General features: G+C 62.8%; 20 protein-coding genes and 1 pseudogene. 7 read left to right on the top strand and 14 right to left on the bottom strand.

Annotation, left to right across the window (positions count from 1 at the left end; all coding sequences use genetic code 11):
- Nucleotide 1 precedes the first annotated feature (1 nt).
- The 3 genes from BSG20_RS03015 to BSG20_RS03005 form a co-directional block, all read right to left on the bottom strand.
- Entirely contained in the window at nucleotides 2-1,294 is a 1,293-nt protein-coding gene (locus BSG20_RS03015; RefSeq protein WP_072371622.1) for a CynX/NimT family MFS transporter, read from the bottom strand.
- Nucleotides 1,291-1,968, bottom strand: coding sequence for a FadR/GntR family transcriptional regulator (locus BSG20_RS03010; protein WP_072371619.1), 678 nt, complete (start codon nucleotides 1,966-1,968; stop codon nucleotides 1,291-1,293). The genes BSG20_RS03015 and BSG20_RS03010 overlap by 4 nt, the downstream gene beginning before the upstream one ends.
- A 449-nt stretch (nucleotides 1,969-2,417) precedes the next feature.
- Nucleotides 2,418-3,329 (bottom strand): pirin family protein, encoded by a 912-nt coding sequence (locus BSG20_RS03005; protein ID WP_072371616.1) that lies wholly within the window; start codon nucleotides 3,327-3,329, stop codon nucleotides 2,418-2,420.
- 261 nt (nucleotides 3,330-3,590) lie between these two features.
- Between BSG20_RS03005 and BSG20_RS03000 the strand changes: the two genes are divergently transcribed.
- On the top strand, nucleotides 3,591-4,400 hold the full coding sequence (locus BSG20_RS03000; RefSeq protein WP_072371613.1) for a class II glutamine amidotransferase: 810 nt from the start codon (nucleotides 3,591-3,593) through the stop codon (nucleotides 4,398-4,400).
- Here the strand turns inward: BSG20_RS03000 and coaBC are convergent.
- Entirely contained in the window at nucleotides 4,390-5,598 is a 1,209-nt protein-coding gene (gene coaBC / locus BSG20_RS02995) for a bifunctional phosphopantothenoylcysteine decarboxylase/phosphopantothenate--cysteine ligase CoaBC (protein ID WP_072371610.1), read from the bottom strand. The genes BSG20_RS03000 and coaBC overlap by 11 nt on opposite strands.
- A 124-nt stretch (nucleotides 5,599-5,722) precedes the next feature.
- Between coaBC and BSG20_RS02990 the strand changes: the two genes are divergently transcribed.
- Nucleotides 5,723-6,130 carry a DUF2946 family protein gene (locus BSG20_RS02990; RefSeq protein ID WP_072371607.1) on the top strand — a complete coding sequence of 136 codons (408 nt, stop codon included), beginning with the start codon at nucleotides 5,723-5,725 and terminating at the stop codon, nucleotides 6,128-6,130.
- A gap of 62 nt (nucleotides 6,131-6,192) precedes the next feature.
- The gene (locus tag BSG20_RS02985) at nucleotides 6,193-7,566 is read left to right on the top strand and encodes a PepSY-associated TM helix domain-containing protein (RefSeq protein WP_072371604.1); all 1,374 of its coding nucleotides are present in this window, start codon (nucleotides 6,193-6,195) and stop codon (nucleotides 7,564-7,566) included.
- Between the two features lie 33 nt (nucleotides 7,567-7,599).
- On the opposite strand, the gene BSG20_RS02980 is transcribed toward BSG20_RS02985, so the two are convergent.
- The gene (locus BSG20_RS02980) at nucleotides 7,600-8,496 is read right to left on the bottom strand and encodes a LysR family transcriptional regulator (protein WP_072371601.1); all 897 of its coding nucleotides are present in this window, start codon (nucleotides 8,494-8,496) and stop codon (nucleotides 7,600-7,602) included.
- Between the two features lie 130 nt (nucleotides 8,497-8,626).
- Here BSG20_RS02980 and BSG20_RS02975 point away from each other — a divergent pair, with 130 nt between their 5' ends.
- Nucleotides 8,627-9,484: an NmrA family NAD(P)-binding protein gene (locus tag BSG20_RS02975; protein ID WP_072371598.1), complete on the top strand. Its 858-nt coding sequence runs from the start codon at nucleotides 8,627-8,629 to the stop codon at nucleotides 9,482-9,484.
- A gap of 68 nt (nucleotides 9,485-9,552) precedes the next feature.
- Here BSG20_RS02975 and BSG20_RS02970 read toward each other — a convergent pair whose 3' ends face one another.
- Nucleotides 9,553-10,302, bottom strand: coding sequence for an SDR family oxidoreductase (locus BSG20_RS02970; protein WP_072371595.1), 750 nt, complete (start codon nucleotides 10,300-10,302; stop codon nucleotides 9,553-9,555).
- A 131-nt stretch (nucleotides 10,303-10,433) separates the two neighbouring features.
- A complete protein-coding gene (locus BSG20_RS02965) occupies nucleotides 10,434-11,198 on the bottom strand; it encodes an SDR family oxidoreductase (RefSeq protein WP_072371592.1) in 765 nt (254 codons plus the stop codon).
- 125 nt (nucleotides 11,199-11,323) lie between these two features.
- Between BSG20_RS02965 and BSG20_RS02960 the strand changes: the two genes are divergently transcribed.
- A complete protein-coding gene (locus tag BSG20_RS02960; protein ID WP_072371589.1) occupies nucleotides 11,324-12,229 on the top strand; it encodes a LysR family transcriptional regulator in 906 nt (301 codons plus the stop codon).
- Here BSG20_RS02960 and BSG20_RS02955 read toward each other — a convergent pair whose 3' ends face one another.
- A complete protein-coding gene (locus BSG20_RS02955; protein WP_072371586.1) occupies nucleotides 12,230-13,102 on the bottom strand; it encodes a LysR family transcriptional regulator in 873 nt (290 codons plus the stop codon).
- A 95-nt stretch (nucleotides 13,103-13,197) separates the two neighbouring features.
- On the opposite strand from BSG20_RS02955, the gene BSG20_RS02950 reads away from it, so the two are divergent.
- The gene (locus BSG20_RS02950) at nucleotides 13,198-14,478 is read left to right on the top strand and encodes an MFS transporter (RefSeq protein ID WP_072371583.1); all 1,281 of its coding nucleotides are present in this window, start codon (nucleotides 13,198-13,200) and stop codon (nucleotides 14,476-14,478) included.
- Between the two features lie 8 nt (nucleotides 14,479-14,486).
- Nucleotides 14,487-14,879 carry a VOC family protein gene (locus BSG20_RS02945; RefSeq protein WP_072371580.1) on the top strand — a complete coding sequence of 131 codons (393 nt, stop codon included), beginning with the start codon at nucleotides 14,487-14,489 and terminating at the stop codon, nucleotides 14,877-14,879.
- 13 nt (nucleotides 14,880-14,892) lie between these two features.
- On the opposite strand, the gene BSG20_RS02940 is transcribed toward BSG20_RS02945, so the two are convergent.
- The 6 genes and pseudogenes from BSG20_RS02940 to BSG20_RS02915 form a co-directional block, all read right to left on the bottom strand.
- Nucleotides 14,893-15,768: a DMT family transporter gene (locus tag BSG20_RS02940; protein ID WP_072371577.1), complete on the bottom strand. Its 876-nt coding sequence runs from the start codon at nucleotides 15,766-15,768 to the stop codon at nucleotides 14,893-14,895.
- 131 nt (nucleotides 15,769-15,899) lie between these two features.
- On the bottom strand, nucleotides 15,900-17,561 hold the full coding sequence (locus BSG20_RS02935) for a urocanate hydratase (protein WP_072371575.1): 1,662 nt from the start codon (nucleotides 17,559-17,561) through the stop codon (nucleotides 15,900-15,902).
- Between the two features lie 56 nt (nucleotides 17,562-17,617).
- Nucleotides 17,618-17,946: pseudogene (locus BSG20_RS02930) on the bottom strand (TfoX/Sxy family protein).
- A 4-nt stretch (nucleotides 17,947-17,950) separates the two neighbouring features.
- A complete protein-coding gene (locus BSG20_RS02925) occupies nucleotides 17,951-19,048 on the bottom strand; it encodes a DUF917 domain-containing protein (RefSeq protein WP_072371572.1) in 1,098 nt (365 codons plus the stop codon).
- Entirely contained in the window at nucleotides 19,048-20,310 is a 1,263-nt protein-coding gene (locus tag BSG20_RS02920; protein WP_072371569.1) for a Zn-dependent hydrolase, read from the bottom strand. The genes BSG20_RS02925 and BSG20_RS02920 overlap by 1 nt, the downstream gene beginning before the upstream one ends.
- Nucleotides 20,307-21,689 (bottom strand): dihydroorotase, encoded by a 1,383-nt coding sequence (locus BSG20_RS02915; RefSeq protein ID WP_072371566.1) that lies wholly within the window; start codon nucleotides 21,687-21,689, stop codon nucleotides 20,307-20,309. The genes BSG20_RS02920 and BSG20_RS02915 overlap by 4 nt, the downstream gene beginning before the upstream one ends.
- Nucleotides 21,690-21,701 lie beyond the last annotated feature (12 nt).

Here is a 21,701-nt window from a genome sequence, read left to right as displayed (position 1 = left end):
ATCAGTCCGCCTTCACGATCGTGCGCGCATTCACATATTGCGCCCGACCGGCGTTCCAGCCGTTGACCGCAGCGCCGGCGCCAAGCACGACGAAAAGCACTGCCGACCATGCGAAGCTGCCGGTCCAGCCGCGAATGAGCCCGACCACGAGCGGGCCGATCGCGGCAAGAAGGTAGCCCACGCATTGTGCCATGCCGGAAAGGTGCGCCGCCACATGCGGATCGCGCGACCGCAGCACGATCGTCGTCATCGCCACAGCGATCAGGCCACCCTGGCCGATGCCCTGCAACACGGCCCAGACCCACACGGTGGAGAGTGGCGCAAACAGCAGGCCGAATAACGGTACGACGGCGACGACGCAGAGCGACACATTGACCAGTCGCTGGTCTTTGCCCCTTACGGCGATCTGCGGAGCTATAAGGCATGCCGCAGCCTGAACCATCACCGATACCGAAACGATCGCTCCGGCGGTGACACCGTCAAGGCCGCGCTCGCGCAGGATGGGAACAAGCCAACCGAACACGCAGTAAGCCAGAGCCGATTGCAGGCCCATAAAGAGTGTAACCTGCCATGCCAAGCGGTCCCGCCAGAGGCCTTGGACGGAAAAGCCGCGGCGCTTGACTTGGTTCGTGGTGGATAGCACTTGCGGCAACCAGATGACGGCGACAATCAGGGCAGGCAGCCCCCAGGCGGCCAGTGCGCCGGAGAGAGAGCCACCGAGGATGCGCTCGAGCGGCAGCGTGAAGCCCGCGGCGCTTGCTGCGCCGGCGCATAGCGCCATCGTGTAAAAACCGGTCATCAGCGCGGCTCGATCGGCAAAGTCGCGCTTGACCAAGCCAGGCAGCAGCACGTTCCCGACCGCGATGCAGGCGCCCGCAAGCGCAGTGCCGACGAAAAGCAGCGGAACGGATGAAAGGCCGCGCAGGCCCGTCCCGAGCGCCAGCAGGACGAGGACCGCCAGAAGCGCGCGCTCCGCTCCGATCCGCTGGGCAAGCCGCGGCGCCAACGGCGAAAAGGCGCCGAGGCAGACGACGGGCAGGGTGGTCAGCAGGCTGGCGCCGAGGGACGAAATGCCGAGTTCGGTCTTGATTTCGGGCAGCAGTGCCGAGGCGCTGGAGAAGACAGGACGCAAATTGAAGGCGATGAGGACGAGGCTGACCCCGAGGAGAAAGCGTACCGCGGCGCTGCTGCCCGCCGGTGGCTGCGGCTGCGGTACGCTGTCCGCTTCGGCATCGATGAGCTGTTCATCCGCGAGGTCGTAGACGTGTGCGGAATCCTGAAGGGGCGTGGTCATGAAAGGAGCATCCGGTCGAGAGCGCTGATGATCGGGGCCATGAAGCGGCGGACTGCCGCATCGGCCTGTTGCGGATCTCCGGTCGCGATCGCGTCGATGATATCGGCATGCGCCCGCATGTCCGGCTCGGGAATCTCGTCGTCCAATGTCGCCGCGATCGTCTCTGCAATGGAGGCGGAAAAGAACTGATAGATTTCGATCATCGCGCGGTTGGCGGAAGCCGCAATGATCGCCTTGTGGAAGGCAAGATCGCGTTCGACGAAGACGCTTCTGTCGCCGCCTTCGAAATTGCCTCGCTTGGCCAGAAGCGCCCGCAACTCCGCAATGATCTCAGGGGTTTGCCGTAGTGAGGCAAGCCGCGCCGCTTCGACATCGAGCGCGCACCGGGCTTCGAAGAGATCGCGCAGACCGGCGCGACGCGCCATTGTGAGCGGCAGCCGTGTGTCGGTGGTCGAGAGCACGTAGGTTCCCGAGCCCTGCCGAGTTTCGAGGAGGCCTTGCGACACCAGCACCCGGACGGCTTCCCGTATGGTGCCTCGGCTAACGCAGAGCATTGATGACAGCGTTGCCTCGTTGGGCAATTTCTCGCCAACGCCCCATCGCTTTCCCAGTATCTCGGTGCGGATCGCCTCAATGGCCGTGTCCGCAAGTTTCGTTTTTGCAAGTGGTTGCATTGCTCATATTCATAAAGTCATCAGATGACTTTATGAATAATCCGGGAACATCGCCTTCGTCAATCCTGTGATGAAAAATGAAAAGGGCCGCTTGAGGCGACCCTTTCCATGAGTTTTGGCCTGCAATTGGCCGGACCGTCAAAGCGATCCCAGGAAGGTGGGCTTAGAGCGAGGGCTGCCTCGCTTTCATCACCACTTCCATGCCTTTTACGAGGTCCGAAATCTCATTAGACATTGGATCACCTTCCTTTCGTTCTGTTGAAGATGGGTAAAAGGTAGGATGATTCGCCGGAGATGCAAGAAAAAACGAGAGCCCAAGTGCTCTGTATCTTCCTTGGAAGCGGTGTCTAACTTTACGGCCACCGGCAATACGCCAATATTTACAACGATGTCCTATGCACTGCCGCAGCGCGCAAACATTGCGGCAGGCAACTGTGGATTAAGCCGGCTCAGTGTGCGGCCTTGATGAAGGTGCCGTTCTGCAGCTCTCGCATCGCCTGCATGATCTCCTCTCGAGAGTTCATGACGATCGGCCCATGCCAGGCGACCGGCTCCTCGATCGGCTTGCCCGAAACGAGCAGGAAGCGGATGCCTTCGTCGCCGGCCTGTACGGTGACTTCATCACCGCTGTCGAAGACGACGAGCGTCCGGTTACCGGACATGTCGCGAATGTTGACCTCCTCGCCATTCACTTCCTTCTCGACACGGACGCCGAACGGCTTGGAGGCGTCGCGGAACGTGCCGGAGCCTGCGAAGATATAGGCAAAGGCGTTGCGATAGGTGTTGACGGGCAGGCGCTTCTTCTTCCCGGGCGGCACCGAAACATCGAGATAGATCGGTTCGGCCGCTACCCCGTCGACGGGGCCCGCTTTGCCCCAGAAATCGCCGCAGATCACGCGAACGGCCGTACCGTCGTCATCGACCACGACGGGAATGTCGGCGGATTTGACGTCCTGATAGCGTGGCGCCGTCATCTTCAGCGACGAGGGTAGGTTGGCCCAGAGTTGGAAGCCGTGCATGCGTCCGGCAAAATCGCCCTTCGGCATTTCCTGGTGCATGATGCCACTGCCGGCCGTCATCCACTGGATGTCCCCGGCGCCGAGCAGGCCTTGATTGCCTAGGCTGTCGCCGTGCTCGACCGTGCCGGCGAGCACATAGGTGATCGTCTCGATGCCGCGGTGCGGATGCCAGGGAAAGCCGCGGATATACTCGGCCGGATTGTCGTTGCGGAAATCGTCCATCATCAGGAACGGATCGGTCATAGACGGATCCCCGAAACCGAAGACACGATGCAGCTTGACGCCGGCGCCTTCCATGGTCGGAGTTGCGGTGCTCATATGCTTTACGGGACGGATCGACATGGCATCCTCTCGAAGGGTTCGACTTGCCGGGACTATACCGGCGAGCCCGCATGCGCGAAATCAGCCGCCGCGCGAACGCACTGTTCACAAAAGAAGATGTCGCATTGCGCAATTTGATCGCCGTGACCGTCAGAAATTTGTCATCTTCCGCCTGCAAGCCTGAAAATCGTTCAGGTCGTATTAACCATCGGATTCGACAATCAACGTCGCGTTTCAGCATTCTCCCGCCTCCAACAACGCGGGTTCCGGAGTGGAAAGAGCATGTGTCGCTGGGCAGCCTATCGCGGAGACCCCCTCTATCTGGAGGAGCTGGTGTCCTCGCCCGCACACTCCCTGATCGAGCAGTCACATTGCGCCACCCGCGCCAAGACGCCGACCAACGGTGACGGCTTCGGCATCGCCTGGTATGGCGACCGTCCGGAGCCGGGGCGCTATCGCGACACCTTGCCGGCTTGGTCGGACTGCAATCTCAAGAGTTTGGCGCGGCAGATCCGCTCGCCGTTATTTCTCGCGCATGTGCGGGCGGCCACGGGCGGCGGCACCCGGCGCGACAACTGTCATCCCTTCACCTTCGGCAACTGGTCCTTCATGCACAACGGTCAGATCTCAGGCTTCGAACGCCTGCGCCGCCCCATGGAAGCCATGCTTGACGACGAACTCTTCAACGCACGCGGAGGGACGACCGATTCCGAACTGATGTTCCTGCTTGCCCTGCAGTTCGGCCTGCAGCAGACGCCAATGGCTGCGATGGCGGAGATGATCCGCTTTGTCGAAAGCCTTGCCGAAAACCTTCTCGGATCGGTGCTGTTGCGCTACACGGCGGCCTTCTCGGATGGGAAGGCGCTCTACGCGATCCGCTATGCGACCGACCGCAAGGCGCCGACGCTTTATGCATCACCCCTTGGCAAGGGTTACTGCCTGGTGTCCGAGCCGCTCAACGACGACGTCGATGCCTGGGCTGAGATCCCGGACGGGAGCGCCATCACGCTCGGCGAAAATGGCCTCGATATTGCGCCGTTTCGTCCGGTGCAGGCAGTCGCAAAAACCGTCCCGGTTGCAATCACTGCTTGAGCCGCTCGGCGACCATCGCCGCGAGCCTCGTCGCAACCTCTTCCTTCGCTAGATCCGGCCACTGCTCGATGCCGCTGTGGGCGACGATCCTCACCCGGTTGCGAACGCCGCCCATGATGCCCGTTGCCGGCGAAACATCGTTGGCGACGATGATATCGGCACCCTTGCGGTCAAGCTTCGCCTTGGCGTTGCTTTCGACATCCTGCGTCTCTGCCGCGAAGCCGATCACCAGCTTCGGCCGCATCGTATGATGGCCGACCGTCTTCAGAATATCGGGGTTCTCCGTCAGTGCGAGGGTCGGAATGGATTCGCCGGGATGTTTCTTGATTTTCTGGTCGGCAGCCGATGCCACGCGCCAGTCGGCGACGGCCGCAACCATCACGGCGACATCGGCGGGAAGTGCGGCAAGAACGGCGTCCCGCATCTGGTCCGCCCGCTCGACATGAATGACCTTGACGCCAAAAGGATCCGGAATGGAGACCGGCCCGGAAACGAGTGTCACGTCCGCCCCAAGCGCGGCAAGCGCCGCGGCGATCGCGTGTCCCTGGCGGCCGGAGGAGCGATTGGCGATGTAGCGCACAGGGTCGATCGGCTCATGCGTCGGCCCGGAGGTGACGATCGCCTTGCGGCCGGCAAGCGGCTTCGGCCGATCATGGAGCAAGGCTTCCGCGGCGGCGACGATCTCGAGCGGTTCGGCCATCCGCCCGATGCCGGCTTCGCGGCTCTCGGCCATTTCGCCGGACATCGGTCCGATGAAACGGATGCGGTCGCCGCGCAGCGTCTCGATGTTGCGCCTCGTTGCCGGATGCGCCCACATATGCGGGTTCATGGCAGGGGCTGCGAGCACGGGCCGATCGGTCGCAAGCAGCACGGTCGAGGCAAGGTCGTCGGCAAGTCCGTTCGCCATCTTGGCAAGCAGGTCTGCTGTCGCCGGCGCGATCAGGACGAGGTCGCAATCGCGCGCCAGCCGGATATGGCCGACATCGTGCTCGTCCTGACGCGAGAAAAGATCGGTGAACACATGGTCGGCGGCGAGCGCCCCGACGGCAAGCGGCGTCACGAATTCCTGCGCACCCTTGGTCATCAGCGGGCGCACCGATGCGCCTCGCTCCCTGAGCCGTCGGATCAGATCCAGGCTTTTATAGGCAGCGATCCCGCCTGAAATGATGAGGAGGATGCGTTTGCCGCTGAGAACCATGGCGTTCGTCCATCGAATATCTGATTGCAAGAAACCCTAAGCCTTTGGGGAATAATAAGCAATCGGCAGCGCCGGCCGATCGGTCGCAGTGACAACGCCGTGCTGCTGTGGCAAGGAGCGAAGCATGGGGACCATGCGTAGCATCTTGCGGGATCAGGTGTCGGCCAGCGCTGTCGCGCTGCTGGTCGCTTGTCTGCTGCTGATGCAAGGGCTGCTGACTGGCACTGCGCAGGGCGCCAGGGCGGCATCCGCCGTCGATCCCTTCGAGATCATTTGCTCTTCGAGCGGACACGGTTCCGTCGATGATGCCGGACATGACAATTTGCCGGCCAAGAAAGCGCCGGAGTGCCCGTGCGGCGCGCTCTGCCGTTTGGCATCGGCTTCCACGCCGGCCATTCTTCTTGGGCAGGCGGGACCGCTTTACGTCGCAGTCGAGACTGCGATCGACACAACGATCCGAACCGATGCTGTCTTTTCGCCTGCCTTACGCGGGCGGATCGCCGAACCCCGTGCACCTCCCGTCACTGCCTGACGTCCTCGTTTCGCCGTCGCGCGTATTGCGCAGAGGCCCGATTCTTACGTTGGGAGACATTCATGTCCGATCTTACCATCGGTCGCGAGAGCGTCGGCGCTTCGGTGCGCTCCGCCTCCGACCTCTACCGCGCCGTCTGGCGCTGGCATTTCTACGCAGGCCTTCTCGTCCTGCCTTTCATGATCACGCTGGCGATCACCGGTGGCCTCTACCTCTTCAAGGATGAGATCGATGCGGTGATCCATTCCGATCTCAAGCGCGTCGAGGTGCAGCAAGGCGCAAGCCGGGCTGCGCCTTCGGCAATCGTGGCCGCCGCCCTTGCCGCCCACCCGGGAACGCCGATCAAGTTCACCGACCCGGCCACGCCGGATGCCACTGCTGAAATCACGGTCGGGACGGAGAAGGAAGGCAAACTTGCCGTCTACGTCAATCCTTACACGGCGCAGGTGCTGGGCGAGCTGCCGGATCGGGGCACAGTCACGTGGACTATCCGCTACCTTCACAGCCTCAAATACTTCGGCAACTACGCGCGCATGCTGATCGAGGTCGCCGCCGGCTGGTCCATCCTGCTCGTCGCCACCGGCATCTTTCTCTGGTGGCCGCGCCGGCAGACCGGCGGCGTTCTCTCCGTTCGCGGCACGCCAAAGCGGCGGGTGTTCTGGCGGGACCTGCATGCTGTAACCGGGATCTTCGTCGGCTTCTTCATCGTCTTCCTGGCCATCACCGGAATGCCCTGGTCCGGTGTCTGGGGTGGAAAGGTCAACGAATGGGCGAACGGCAACAACTTCGGCTATCCCGCAGGTGTGCGGGTTGCCGTGCCGATGTCTGGCGAACATCTCGATCATGTCGCCAAGACCTCCTGGTCGCTGGAACAGGCGCAGGTGCCACAGTCTGCTGCTGGGAACGCGCATCATTCACAGACGATTGGTCTCGATGATGCCGTCGCCACCTTCGACCGTCTTGGCCTACATCGAGGCTACGCCGTCAACATACCAACCACAGCAGATGGTGTGTTCTCCGGCTCGGTCTATCCCGACGATCTCTCGCAGCAGCGCGTCGTGCATCTCGACCAATATACCGGGAAGCCGCTGATCGATATGAGTTATGCCGACTATGGTCCGCTGGGGAAATCGCTTGAGTGGGGCATCAACACCCATCTCGGCCAGCAATTCGGGCTCGCGAACCAGCTGGTGCTGCTCGCCGCCTGCTTGGCGGTCATCCTGCTTGCGGTTTCGGCCGCCGTCATGTGGTGGAAGCGACGCCCGGCGAGATCGCTCGGCGTTCCGCCGATGCCTGTAGACAAGCGCGTGTTCTGCGGCCTGATCGCGATCCTTGCCCTCGGTGGGATCGTTTTCCCGCTGGTCGGCCTGTCGTTGATCGTCATGCTGGCGGCCGATTGGGTCTATCTCAGAACCAGGAAGCAGCGCTCGGTCTGAGCCAGCAGAGGCGCTCGGCCGGGCGCCTCTGCTCTATCCGATGATCTCGATGCAGAAGTCGATGAAGGCTCTGACCTTGGCAGGCACATGCCGGCGCGAGGGATAGAAGGCATAGAGCGGGAATGTCTCGTCTGACCAGTCGGGAAAGAGGTTCACGAGCTGTCCATTGTTCAGATAGCGTGTCATCCCGAGCGAAAAGACCTGGGCGATACCGATCCCGGCGAGGCAGGTCGCCAAGGTCGTGCCGGCATCGTTCACCAGAATGCGGCTGCGGGTCTCGATCGAGACGGCTTCGTCACCGCGCCGAAGCTCCCATCCGAAAGGCCTACCGGTTGACGGGTCCTGGAACTGGATACAGGTATGCTCGCTCAAATCGCGAGGGCGCTGCGGCCGACCGTAACGCTCGATATAGGCGGGAGCGGCGATCGTGATCACGCGCGTCTGCATCAACAGGCGCGAAATCAGCGACCTCTGTGCGGGCTCACCGAAGCGCACCGCGACGTCAATGCCGTCAGCGACAAGATCTCCGATTTCATTGCGGGTGATGATCTCGATCTCGATATCCGGGTAACGATCGAGGAAAGTGCCTAGCTGCGGACCAAGTACGAGACGTGAGAAATATGGGTCGACATTGACGCGCAGTCGGCCGCGCATCGCCTGTCGGGCACCAGCAGCCGTCTGCGCGGCCTCTTCGATACCGCTTAAAAGCGGAGCCACTTGTTCGTAGAAGCGTGCGCCGTCGTCCGTCAGCCGCATCGTGCGTGTCGTTCGGTCGAGCAGCCGCAAGCCGATCCGTCCCTCAAGCCGGGCAATGGCGCGGCTGACGCCCGATGGGGATAGGCCCATGGCCTCGGCCGCCCGTGCGAAGCTGCCACTCTCGATTACGGCGGCGAGTACGCTCACGCCATTCAATAGTCGTCCGTCAAACATCGCCCGTCCGTGATTTTGAGTCACCAATCATGTGACAGAAACGCGCTTCAGTCAAAGACCGTCAAAAGACATGATCGGCGCGAACAGACCACCGGCCAAATGGTGGTGAAGACATCAAAGGAGTTTAGCCATGTTTGTGATCACCGGAGTAACAGGGCAGGTCGGAGGCCTCGTGGCCCGGCATTTCCTGGAGGCGGGGTTGCCGGTGCGCGCCGTCGCGCGCAATGCGGAGAAAGCCGCGGAATGGAAGGATAAAGGCGCGGAACTGGCACTGGCCGAGATGACCGACGCCGATACGCTCGCCAAGGCTTTTGCCGGCGCCGACGGCGTCTTCCTGCTCATCCCGCCGATCTTCGATCCGACGCCCGGCTTTGCGGAGGTGCGCGCTGTCATTGCAGCTCTGAAGGCCGCGCTTCTCAGCTCTCGTCCTGCCAAGGTCGTCTGCCTCTCCACCATCGGCGCGCAAGCCACCGAGCCCAACCTCTTGAGCCAGGTCGGTCTCGTCGAACAAGAACTATCCGCTCTGCCAATGCCGACCGCCTTTCTGCGTGCAGGGTGGTTCATGGAGAATGCGGCCTGGGATGTCGCGACGGCGCGGGAGACCGGCGTCGTCCCGAGTTTCCTTCAGCCGCTTGATCATCCATATCCGATGGTTTCGGTCTTCGATGTCGGCGCCAAGGCGGCGGAATTGCTGCTGCAGGAGTGGGCGGGCAAGCAGGTCATCGAGCTGATGGGGCCAAAGCGCGTCACGCCGAACGATATCGCCGCCGTCTTCTCGTCGGTCCTCGGCAAACCCGTCCGCATGGAGCCGGTCGCCCGCGACACCTGGCAGCAGCTCTTCATCAAACAGGGCATGAAGAACCCAATCCCGCGCATGCGCATGATCGATGGCTTCAACCAGGGCTGGATCCGGTTCGAGGGCGAGCCGGCGAAGGGCACGACGACGCTGGAGATGGCCATCCGCCGCCTCGTTGACGCTGGCCGATGAACAGCCGAAAGGCCGCGGAGGAGAGGACCCGCGGCCTTTCTCATGCATCCTCTGGTGGGTTTCGGTCCTCAGAGGTTGCTCATTCCGCCATCGATGACGAGCTCGCTGCCGACGATGTAGGCAGCCTCATCGGAGGCGAGGAAGATGATTGTCTTGGCAACTTCGCCGGCATCGCCGAACCGGCCGACCGGGATCTGCGACTGGATCTGTGCGGCCATCGCCTTGGAATCGGCTTCCGACATGCCAAGCTTGTCGTAAAGCGGGGTTGCGATCGGGCCGGGGCTAACGGCGTTGACGCGAATGCCGCGGCCGATGAGTTCTCCCGAAAGCGTCTTTGCCAGCGTCAGCAGCGCACCCTTGGTAAGGGCGTAGACACTCGAATTCGGCATGCCGATATGGGCGTTGATCGAAGTGTTGAGCACGATCGAAGCCTGCTTCGAAAAGACCGGGAGCAGCGCCTGAATGAGGAAGAACGGGCCCTTGACGTTGATCGCGAGCGACTTGTCGAAGGCTTCCTCGCTCCACTGCTCGAGCGGGCCGAATTCGGCCACGCCGGCATTGACGAAAAGAATGTCGAGATGGCCGAAGGCGTCCTTGATTGCGTTCGCGACAGCCTTCTGGCCGGCGGCGTTGCCGGCATCCGCCTGGATGACCAGCACCTTGTCGCCGAACTCGGCGCGGGCTGCCTCGACGCTCTTGGCGCTGCTGCCGGTGATGGCCACACGAGCGCCTTCGGCGATGAATTGACGGGCGGTTTCGAGGCCGATGCCGCTGGTGCCGCCAGTGATGAGGGCTGTCTTCTTCTGTAAGCGTGCCATTGTCGTGGTGTCCTTGTGATCGCGGGTTGGGCCAGCGCCCTTTGATGTCTTGGAGAATGCGATGAAAAGTCGGCTGCGATACTCGGCTCTTTTCCGGAAAGCTACTTAGTCAGAGCGGATGATCTTCGACGTCAGGTGCGGGTGATCGAAGCACCGCCATCGACGAGCGAGGCCGTGCCGGTGACGAAGCTTGAGTCGTCGGAGGCGAGGTAGAGCACCGAGCGGGCAAGCTCATTGGGGGCTGCAACGCGCTTCAGCGCATGCAGGTTTGTGATGAAGTTCTGCTTGTCCGAGGTATCGTTCATCTCACGATACATGTCGGTATCGACGGCGCCCGGCAGGACCGCGTTGACGCGGACGTTCTGCTTTCCGAATTCGGCGGCGAGGGCCTGGGTCAGGCCGATGAGGCCGGACTTGCTGGCGGCATAGGCGGCAACACCCGGGAAGGCGAAGCTGTAGCCGACGAAGGTCGAGGTGAAGATCACCGAGCCGCCGCCATTCTTTTCCATCTGGCCGATCTGGTGCTTGGCGGCAAGGAACGAGGCCGTCAGGTTGATCGTCAGTGCTTCGGCAAAACCGGCTTCGGAAACACCGGTGCTTGGGCCAGCCTCGCCAAGCGTGCCGGCATTGTTGAAGGCAACGTCGAGCTTGCCGTAGCGATCGACGGCGGTTGCGACCAGCGCCTTGTGGTAGTCTTCCGAGCGGACATCGCCGGCAACAGCAGCGGCCTGCCCGCCAGCTGCCTTGATCTCTTCCACCAGGCTTTCGAGTTCGGCCTGGCGGCGGGCGCCGACCACGACCTTTGCGCCTTCGGCGGCGAACAGCTTGGCCGTTGCGCGACCGATGCCTGAGCTTGCGCCGGTGACGATGGCGACTTTTCCGTTCAAGCGGTTCATTGTTCCATCCCCAGTGTTGGGTTGGGGTGGCGTTTGCCGCCCCGTTCGATGAGTGGAAGATGGCATTTTCCTTTCGTTCGGATTAGTCTCCAGATAACGGAACTTGAATTCGGAATTGCCGAACGATGATCAGGGTTGAGGGAATAACGGCCTTCGTGGCCGTCGTGGAATCGGGCTCCGTCAGCGAGGCCGCCCGGCGCTTGCGGCTCTCAAAGTCGGTTGTCAGCGAACGGCTGGCGGAACTTGAAAGGTCGCTCGGGGGCGTGCTCCTGCATCGCACCACGCGGAAGCTCACGCTGACGCAAGACGGCGCGGCCTTCCTGCTGCGGGCGACGCGGATCGTTCAGGAGATCGAGGAAGCCACCGCCGAGATGGCCGTGCGCCGCGGCACGCTGTCCGGCCCACTGCGCATCGCCGCCCCGGTCACCTTCGGGCGGATGCATCTTGGTCCGGCCCTATACCCCTTTCTGGCCGAGCATCCGGAGATCCAGCTGGTGCTCGACATTGACGACCGCCGCGTCGATGTCTCCTCGGAAGGCTATGACGCGGTGGTTCGTCATGGCCCGATTGTCGATTCCCGACTGGTGGTGTGGAAGCTCAGCCGCAGCCGCCGGATTCTGGTCGCTTCTCCAGCCTATCTCGACCGCCATGGCACGCCGAAGACCCTCGCCGATCTCGACGAGCACAAGGGTATCTTCTACACTAATCGCGGCGTCGCCGACTGGCGCTTCCAAACGCCGGATGGTGCGATCGTCGTGCGCGCCAGCCAGGCTGTCGGCATGAACAACGGCGACATGATCCGCGATGCGGCGATTGCGGGCCTTGGCATCGCGCTCCTGCCGGCCTTCATCGCCGGCCCGGCAATCGGCGAGGGAAAGCTTGTAGCGATCGATGTCGGCTACAGGCCGGAGGCGGAGTTCATCTACATGGCCCATCCCGAGGGTCGCAATCCTTCGGCCAAGCTGCGCGCCGTGGCGCAGCATCTGCGCAAGACCTTCGGCGACCCTCCTTACTGGGACCCGGTAGACTGATCAGATTAGGCTCATCAGGTTGGCCGCCACGAGGGAGCGCTGTGCCTTGAGCATCGCAAGCCCCAGGCGCGCCACCAGCGGTGGCCCCTCGATTGGCCGGTAGGCGACCCCGTCGAGCGCCAGATGGGCAATCGAGGCAGGCACGATCGACACGCCGAGATCGGCGGCAACAAGATTGACGACCGACGGAATCTGCGGCGCCTCCTGCGTCACCACGAGCTCGAAGCCGGCATCCCGGCAACCACGCACGATATCGTCGTAGAGGCTGAGGCCGACCGTGCGTGGAAACAGGATGAAGGGCTCGCCTGCAAGCGCCGAGAGCGGCACCTTTTCGTATGTCGCAAGCGGATGGTGCGCGGGAAGCGCGATCAGCATCGGCTCGTCCGCCAGCCGTTTCAGCCTGACGTCCTTGGGATCCTCCAGCCCTGGCCTGATGAAGGCGACGTCGATCTCCTGCCGCATCAGCTTCTCCATCAGCCAGTTGCTGTTCATCTCCGTCAGCGACAGGCTGACATCGGGCCATTGCCTGCGAAAGCGGCGGATCGTGCCGCTGACAGCTGTGTTGAAGGCCGAAGATGCCGTGAAACCGAGTGCGAGCCGGCCGGTCTCGCCCCGGGTTGCGCGCTGGGCGGCAAGCTTCGCCTTCTCGGCAGCCACAACGGCAGCCCGTCCTTCCGGCAAAAAGGCGGTGCCTGCCTCGGTCAGCTCCGCGCCATGCGGTACGCGATGAAACAGCGCCGCCCCGATCTCGTTTTCGAGATCGCGTATCTGCTGGCTGAGCGGCGGCTGGCCGATGCCGAGCTTGGCGGCCGCGCGGGTAAAATTCCCCTCTTCGGCCACGGCCAGGAAATAGCGGATATGGCGCAGCTCCATCGGTATCTCCAAAACCTATCAAGAAGGTCAGTTTCATATATTGGACAAATGATGAGGCGCTGGCTAGATCAAAAGGCGTGAAAGGTTGGTGCCCCATGCCACGCGCCGCAGACAAGCCGCTTGACGCCCCCGAAATCCGCTCTCATCCAAATCTCCATGTCGTGCGAACGACGGCGGAAGCGCAGGACGAGCAGTTCCTGCTGCGTGGCACGTCCTCCTATCGGCGCGCTAGCCTCGCACTTTTCCTCTCGGGCTTTGCAACGTTCTCGCTGCTTTATTGCGTGCAGCCACTGATGCCGATCTTTGCAGAGGATTTCGGCATCAGCCCGGCCGCTAGCTCGCTGTCACTTTCCCTATCGACCGGCTTCCTTGCCTTCGCGATCGTCTGTGCGGCGACCGTCTCCGAAAGCTTTGGCCGCCGCAGCCTGATGTTCGCCTCGCTGCTCGGGGCGGCCATTTGCACCATCGCTTGCGCGCTCGTGCCGAGCTGGCACGCCCTGCTTGTCATCCGTGCTCTGGAAGGGCTGCTGCTTGGCGGCGTGCCCGCCGTCGCCATGGCCTACCTCTCGGAAGAAATCGATCCGCGCGGCCTTGGTGCCTCGATGGGTCTTTACATCGCTGGCAATGCGTTCGGCGGCATGGCCGGACGCGTCGTCACCGGCACGCTTGCCGAGTTCTTCTCCTGGCGCGTCGCGCTGGGCGCGCTTGGCATACTGGGTCTCGCCGCCGCAATCGGCTTCTTCCTACTGTTGCCCGCATCGCGCAATTTCACGCCGCGCAAGGGTTTCGACGCCCGCTTTCACCTGAAGGCCTGGGTCGGCCATATCAGCAATCCGGCCTTACCATTGCTCTTCGCCATCGGCTTTCTCGCCATGGGCACATTCGTTACGGTTTACAATTACATCGGCTTCCGCCTCGTTCAGGCGCCCTACAATCTTAACCAGACCGAACTCGGCCTGATCTTCACCGTCTATCTGTTCGGTATTGCCGCATCCTGGATCGCCGGCTTGCTGGGAGATCGCATTGGCCATTTCGTCGTCCTGCCTGCCGGTATTGCGGTCGCAGCCGCCGGCATCGCCGTCACTTTGTCATCCTCTTTACCGTTGATCGTCCTCGGCATCGTGCTGCTGACATCAGGCTTCTTCGTTGCGCACTCCGTGGCGAGCGCCCTTGTCGGTCGTCTTGCCCGTGGCACCAAGGGTCACGCCTCCTCGCTCTATCTGCTGTCCTACTACTTCGGCTCCAGCGTTGCAGGTTCCGTAGGCGGCTACTTCTGGGGCGCTGATGGCTGGAATGCTGTCGTGCTCTTCGCACTGGCGCTGCTCGCCTTGGGTATGATTGCAGCCCTCGTTGCCGCACGGCTGGCAAAACGGTAGGATTAGGCATGATCCGCATTGATCACCTCGATCACCTGGTTCTGACGGTCGCCGATATCGACGCGACCTGCGGATTTTACGCGCAGGCGCTCGGCATGACCGTCGAAACCTTCGGCGACGGGCGCAAGGCGTTGACGTTCGGCAGCCAGAAGATCAACCTTCACCAGCATGGCCACGAATTCGAGCCCAAGGCGAAGCAGCCGACCCCGGGCTCGGCCGACCTTTGCGTCATCGCCACCACACCACTGGCCGATGTCATCGCGCATCTTCAATCAAAGGGTGTGACAATCGTCGAAGGACCTGTCGATCGCACCGGTGCGGCCGGGCCGATCCGCTCCGTCTATATCAGGGATCCGGATGGCAATCTGATCGAAGTGTCGAATCCGAAATCTGAGGCGTGAAATAATAAGTCGGCTATACGTTTTTCAGTGTACGCCGGGGCTGAAACCCTCTCATGCCGCTCCACAAATACCAGAAAACGGAGATCAGGATGATCACGCCCCCGATAATCGTCGAGATATCAGGCGTCTCGGAGAAGGCGAGCCAGACCCAGAGCGGGCCGAGCACGACGTCCAACAGCCCGATCAACCCGGCCTCGCTGGATGGAATATAGCGGCCGCCGGTCATGAAGAGCCGATAGGCGATCCCCGATGTCGTCGACCCGAAAACGGCAAGCACAAGGATTTCCTGCAGGCTCGGCATCGCATGAGACATCAAGGGCAGGCAGAACAGCACGCAGAAGCCGGATCCGAGCGCATTGACCGGCGCCAGCCGCAGCGCTGGGTAGCGTCTTGCCGCAACAAGCAGGATGCTGAAGGTCACCGTCATCAGAAACGCCAGGGCGTTGCCGGCGATGTCCTGAGGTCTCGCGCCGAAGCCCGCGACGATCAGGACGCCGACGAAGGCGATGAGGCTGGCGATGAGTACACGCCTGCTGATCGTCTCCTTCAGCCAGACATAGGCGATCCCCGCCGCGACGAACGGAACGGTTGCGTAGATCGCCAGCACGTTGGCAACGGTCGTCAGCTTCAGCGCGCTGACGTAGCCGTACATCGAAGTGGCGGCCATGAGCCCGTAGAGCGGATAGAAATAGAACGGCACCTTGCCCGGCTCAGCGCTGATCCGCTTCTTTGCAAAAATGATGACCGTCAGCGCCAGCCCGCCAAACAGAGAGCGCCAGCCGAGCACGGTCCAGATATCGAGATCGAGCGCCCGGACGAAGAGCCCCGCGGTGCTCCACATGATCGTAGCGATGCCGACGAGGAGCATACCATAGGTGCGGGGCTGCATGGCGAGGTCCGTTCGTTGGATGGGCAGCGTCGAATCGACATCCGATGTCTATCAGATACGCACGACCGGCGATCGATCCGTTGCGCCACGCCATAGCGTAATCCGGCACGTCCGACGCCGGCGCCGCAAGCCTATCCCAGCCGAATGTATGGAATGTCCTTCTTCGCCACTTCGTCCAGCGCCTCCTCGTAGCCCGCATCCGCATATCGCATGACGCCGAGCGCCGTGTCGTTGGTGAGCGCATGATCCAGGCGTTCGTCGGCGGCATCAGTGCCGTCGGCAACGACGGTGACGCCGCAGCTCGTCATGTAGCCGGCATAGCCGCCGCCGCCGGAATGAACCGCCACGAGATCCGCCATCGAGGAGCAGAGCATCATCGCATCGATCAGCGGCCAGTCGGCAATCGCGTCGGAGCCATCCTTCATCCGCTCGGTCATGATGTTTGGATGCGCCATCGCCCCCGCATCGAGATGGTCGCGCGAAAAGGCGACCGGTCCCTTCAGCTCACCGCTTGCGACCAGTTCGTTGACGCGGCGGGCAAGCGTCGTGCGTTCGCCGTGCCCGAGCCAGGCAATGCGCGCCGGCAGTCCCTCGAAGGGCACATGCTCGCGCGCCAGCCGGATCCAGTTGGTGATGATCTTGTTCTCGGGGAAGATTTCGAGCAGCAGATCGTCGATGCGGGCGATGTCGCTCTCCTCGCCCGACAGCGCCATCCAGCGGAAGGGGCCGATGGCGCGCGCAAAGAGCGGCCGCAGATAGGCCTCGGTGAAGATCGGAATTTCGAAGGCGTTGGCGACACCACCCTCCATCGCCTGCGTACGGATCAGGTTGCCGTTGTCGAAGACCTCGGAACCCCTCTCCTGGAAATCCAGCATCGCCGTCACGTGCTGCACGATCGAGGCGCGGCTTGCCGCCATCAACTGGCCTTGGCCGTCGTCGCGCAGTTCGCGAACCTGCGTAAGGCTCATGCCTTTCGGCACGTAGCCATAGACGAGATCGTGCGCGGAGGTTTGGTCGGTGACGATATCGGGCACGATACCGCGCCGCGCGATTTCGGGATAGATCTCGGCGGCATTGCCGACGAGGCCGACCGATAGCGCACGTTTCTCCTTCACGGCGGCATCGATCATCGCAAGGGCAGTGTCGAGATCCGGCGCGATCTCCTGCAGGTAGCCGATCTCCTGTCGCTTCTTCGCGCGCTCGGGGTCGATGTCGACGCAGAGGATCGCCGCGCCCGCCATGCGGCCGGCAAGCGGCTGCGCGCCGCCCATACCGCCGAGCCCCGCCGTCAGCACGAAGCGCCCCTGGAGATCGCCGCCGAACCGGCGCTCGGCAATGCGCATGAAAATCTCATAGGTTCCCTGGATGACGCCCTGACTGCCGATGTACTGCCAGGCGCCGGCGGTCAACCCGCCCCAGCAGATCAGTCCCTTGCGCTGTAGCTCGTAAAAGACCTCGGCCTTCGCCCATTGCCCGACGATGTTGCAGTTCGCCATGATGACCAGCGGCGCCTTTGCATGCGTCTTGACGAGACCGATCGGCTTGCCGGACTGGATGAGCAGGGTCTGGTCCTCGTCCATTTCGGTCAGTGCCTTGACGATCCCCTTGTGCGCCGCCCAGTTGCGGGCCGCCTTGCCGAGTGCGGCATAGACGACGAGATTGTCGGGATCCTCACCGACAGAGAGAACATTCTCCAGAAGCCGCAGCAGCGCCTCCTGCCGCCAGCCCTTGGCGCGCAGCTCCGGGCCGCCCGGGATCGGAAATTTCGGATGGCGTGGATTGGACTTCGGCATCTGGTCGTTCCTCTCATGTCAGTCTTCTTCGGGGCTTGCGGGCACTTGCGTCGCGTTCACTTGGCGGGGAGTGAGCGCACAAACGTCATAGCGGCCTCCAGAAGACGGTGCCGCATATCGTCATCGCCATAGACGTCGGCTCCGACCCTGACCCAACCCTGCATGGTGCGGCCGCGGAGAGCATCTGCGCTGCGCCGGGCAAGCCGAGCGCCCAGCCGTCTTTGCCTTTACCGAGACGGACCAGCATGCCGTCCTCGCGGGCGCCGCAGAGCAGGTTGCCGTCGAGCAGGAAGGCTCGGCCGCCGAACATCGGCTTCTCGCTGAGGCCGGAAATAGTGCCCAGTTCCTCCCTCAGCAATTCCTCCAGCCCGACGTCCCGCGCCATGGCGTCACGCCTTTGCCGCGAGCGCGTAGCGAGCAAGCTCGATGCCCATCGCTTTTTCCACCGGCGGATAGACGGTCGGATCGAGGACGCTGGCCGACAGCGGAATGATGCTCATCGGCACATGCAGGATGAAGACATGCATGCCGTCCTTCAACTGGCCGACGCTCAACGGCTCGCCCTCGGGAGAGAGCGTTGTGATGACCGAGGGGAACGTCGCGATACGCTTGCCTTCGATGTCGTCGACGGCCATGTACTCGTTCATCACATGCATGGTCACCGCCTTGTCGCCGGAGCCGACGACGATCGTGCCGATGTCGAAGGCCTCCTTGGTGTAGACGACGTCCTTCTTGGTGATGATGCCTTCGGCGAGGACATGGCCGCCGGTCGTCTTGCAGATGGCGTCGATCACAGCCGACCCACCGATCTTCTCGGCTGCGATGATCGCTTCACCCAGCGCCAGCGCCATCGAAATACCGCCGAGCGCTGCATGGGTGCGGACGTAGGAGGCACGCAGCGGATTGCGGCAGCTGGCGATGAAGCCGCCCGACTGGTCGGAAGCCGCCCGCAGGATCGGTGAAATCTTCGCCGTGGCACCCTTGACGACAAGCTCGATGTAACGGTTCTCGGCGCGGTTCCCGCCGACCGCCGTCTGGATCATCCGTTCCGGCGAGCCTGCCATGCCGATCGAGCCCATGTCGCCGGTCGGATGTGCGCGGATATCGCCCACGGCATCCACGACCTTGGTTCCGAGAATGGCGGAGGGCAGCCAGCCGTTCAGCGTCGACGACCTGCCGTTTTGGCCGATGATCAGGCCGGACAGTTTCTCGCCTAGCTCTTCCTGCAGCAACTGCACGGCCTTCACATAATCGATGCCCTGCATTTCCCAAGGCGTCGTGGAGGCCGGCGCACCGATCGCGGCGGCCGTGGCGATCCAGTCGTCGTCCCGCAGTTCGTCGATCGACACGAGTTCCGGCTTGCCGACATTGACGGCGGCATAGCCTAGCATTCGGCCATGGTCGGCCCAGCCGCCGCCGCCGGCGGCATAGACGGAACCGCCCTTGACGGCCGCCTCGACGTCCTTCTCAACGAGTATGCGTCCCATCAGGCATCCTCCTGCTTCAAGCTCTTGTCCATGTCTATGACGGCTTCGAAAAGCACTGCCGCGCCAAGCGCGATGTCGTCGTTTTCCGCCCATTCGTCAGCCGAGTGGCTGCGCCCTTCCTTGCACGGCACGAAGATCATGGCGGCAGGCGCCACCTTTGCAATCCAGGCCGTGTCGTGACCCGCGCCGGATGCCATGCGTCGGTGCTTTGCGCCAACGCTCTCGCAGGCCCTTTCGAGCGTCTTCAACAGTCCGGCGTCGCTCGGCGTCGGATAATTATCCGAGACCCGCATTGGGCTCTTGATCGAAACTCCGTAAGTAAGGGCTAACTTTATGACGTGCGCATCCAGCCATTCGCAGAAGGCTTCCATGTCGTTGCGCACTTCCGCGCGTCCGTCGATCAAGAGCACGACCTTCGACGGAACGACATTGGCCGCATTCGGCTCGATCCGGAATTCGCCGACAGTCGCCGCAAAATGACCTGGCGTCTTCGCCCGCGCGGCCGCCGCATTGCGGATATCGAGAACCAATTGCGCAGCAGCGACCAACGCATCCGAACGGCTGTCCATCGGCGTCGTGCCAGCGTGGTCCGCGCGTCCCTCCACGACAATTTCGATCCGGGTGATACCGGCGATCGCGGTCACGATGCCGATATCCTTCTTCTCGTTCTCGAGCACCGGCCCTTGCTCGATATGCAGTTCGAGGAAGCCCTTGAGATCGGGTCGCTCCTGCGAGGGCAGCGTCGAGGCGTCGCCGCCAACCTCTGCGATTGCCGACGCCAGATCACGCCCTTCCGTCACGCGGGAAAGCCAAGCTTCCGGCAACTGTCCCGTCATGCCCCGGCTGCCGATGCAAGAGACGCCGAAGATGCTGACCTCCTCGGCAAGGAAATCGACGATCTCCAGGTCGTGATCGAGCTCGATGCCCTGATCGCTCAGCGCACGGGCGACTTCCAGCGCCGTCACCACCCCGGCAATGCCGTCGAAGCGGCCACCATCCGGTACGGTATCCGAATGCGAACCCACCATGATCGTGCCGAGTCCGCTGTGGGCACCCTGTCGTTTGCCGATCAGGTTGCCGGCGGCATCGATCCGGGTCTCAAGGCCAGCGGCCCGCATGCGCGCTGCGATGTAGGATCGCCCCTCGAGAAAAAGCGGCGAGAAGGCGCGGCGTGTCCAAGGCCGGCCAGGGTTGGTAATCTCGGCCAGAGCGTCGATATCCTCCGCGATCCGACCGGCATTGACGGGCAGGTTTCGGCTCATGGTGCGGCTCCGGCGATCACCTGCCTTGAGAGCGGACGTACAAATTGGCCGGTGCCCGGCTCGGCCAGCACGGTCGCGCCATCGGTGATCTTCCTGCCGCGCAGATAGGTCGCGGAGGCCGTCCAGGGGAGACGGATGCCGTTGTAAGGGCTCCAGCCGACCACGTTGTTGCCGCTCGCGGCTGCGTCATAAATTGCTTCACGTGGCTCAAGCACCACGATATCGGCATCCTTGCCGGGCGTCAGTGCGCCCTTGACGTGATCGAGGCGGAAATGCTTTGCCGGGTTTTGCGCCATCAACTTTGCCGCCCAGGTCAGCGGGATACCGCGCTCGCTCGCGCCCTTGATGAAGAGCGGCACCATCACTTCGAGCCCCGGCACGCCGGAGGCGTTTGCCAGCATATCGGGATTGGTCTTGCGGTTTTCGGACCAGCTCACGTGATCCGTCGAGACGAGCCAGACATTGCCCTCGGCGACCTTGCGCCATAGCGCCTCGACTTCGGCGCGCGGGCGGATTGGCGGGTTGATCTTTGCCTTGCCGCCGAGGCGTTTGACGTCGTTTTCCTCGTCCAGCGTGAGATAGTGGATACAGCACTCCACGGTCGCTTCGTAGCCGTCGCGGCGATAGGCCCGGGCAATGTCGTAGCCGCGCCCGAGCGAGCAATGCACCACGTGCGAGGGGCATCCCGTATTGGCGCCCGTCTCGAAAATCGTGTGCATGGCAAGCAGTTCGGTGATCGGCGGCCGGGAGAGCCCGTGCGCCCGCCAATCCGTGATCCCGCTCGCCTTCACGCGATCGATATAGGTGCGAACAGCCTCGTCATCCTCGTTGTGCACGCCGGCCGTCAGTCCTGTCGGCGTGATCGCGGCAAAGCATTCGTCCAGCAGGGCAGGGGGAATGCGCGGGAAGCGCTTCGGATCCGTGCCGAACGTCGAAAACTTGAAGGCGGCAACGCCAGCCTCCACCATCTCGGCGATGCGCTTGGCGCCGTCCTCAGGATCGACCGTGCCGTAAAGTGCAAAGTCAACGCGCGCCTGCGGGCCAGCATGCGCGATCTTCTTCTTCACGGCTTCCGCCGAGCAGACGAGATTGCCTTCGTCGTAAGGCATGTCGACGATCGTCGTCACGCCGCCGGCGGCGGCCGACCGCGTCGACCAGATGAAGTCTTCCTGACCCTTCTGCGACAGTGAGTGCACCTGCGCGTCGATTGCTCCGGGCAGGATTAATGCCTTGCCGAGGAGATGGCGCTCGCGCGCAGCTGGCGGTACACCGAGGCCGACTTCGGCAATCTTGCCATCGTGGACGGCAACGTAGCCGGCTTCCAGAATGCGTTCCGGCAAAACGACCGTGCCTTGCAGAACGAGATCGAAATCAGCCATGCCGCTTTCTCC

The sequence above is a fragment of the Rhizobium tibeticum genome (assembly GCF_900110205.1).
In the GTDB taxonomy this organism is placed as follows: Bacteria; Pseudomonadota; Alphaproteobacteria; order Rhizobiales; family Rhizobiaceae; genus Rhizobium; species Rhizobium tibeticum.
The sequence above is the reverse complement of the archived record's forward strand: the minus strand, read 5'-3'. Positions and strand labels throughout refer to the sequence as shown.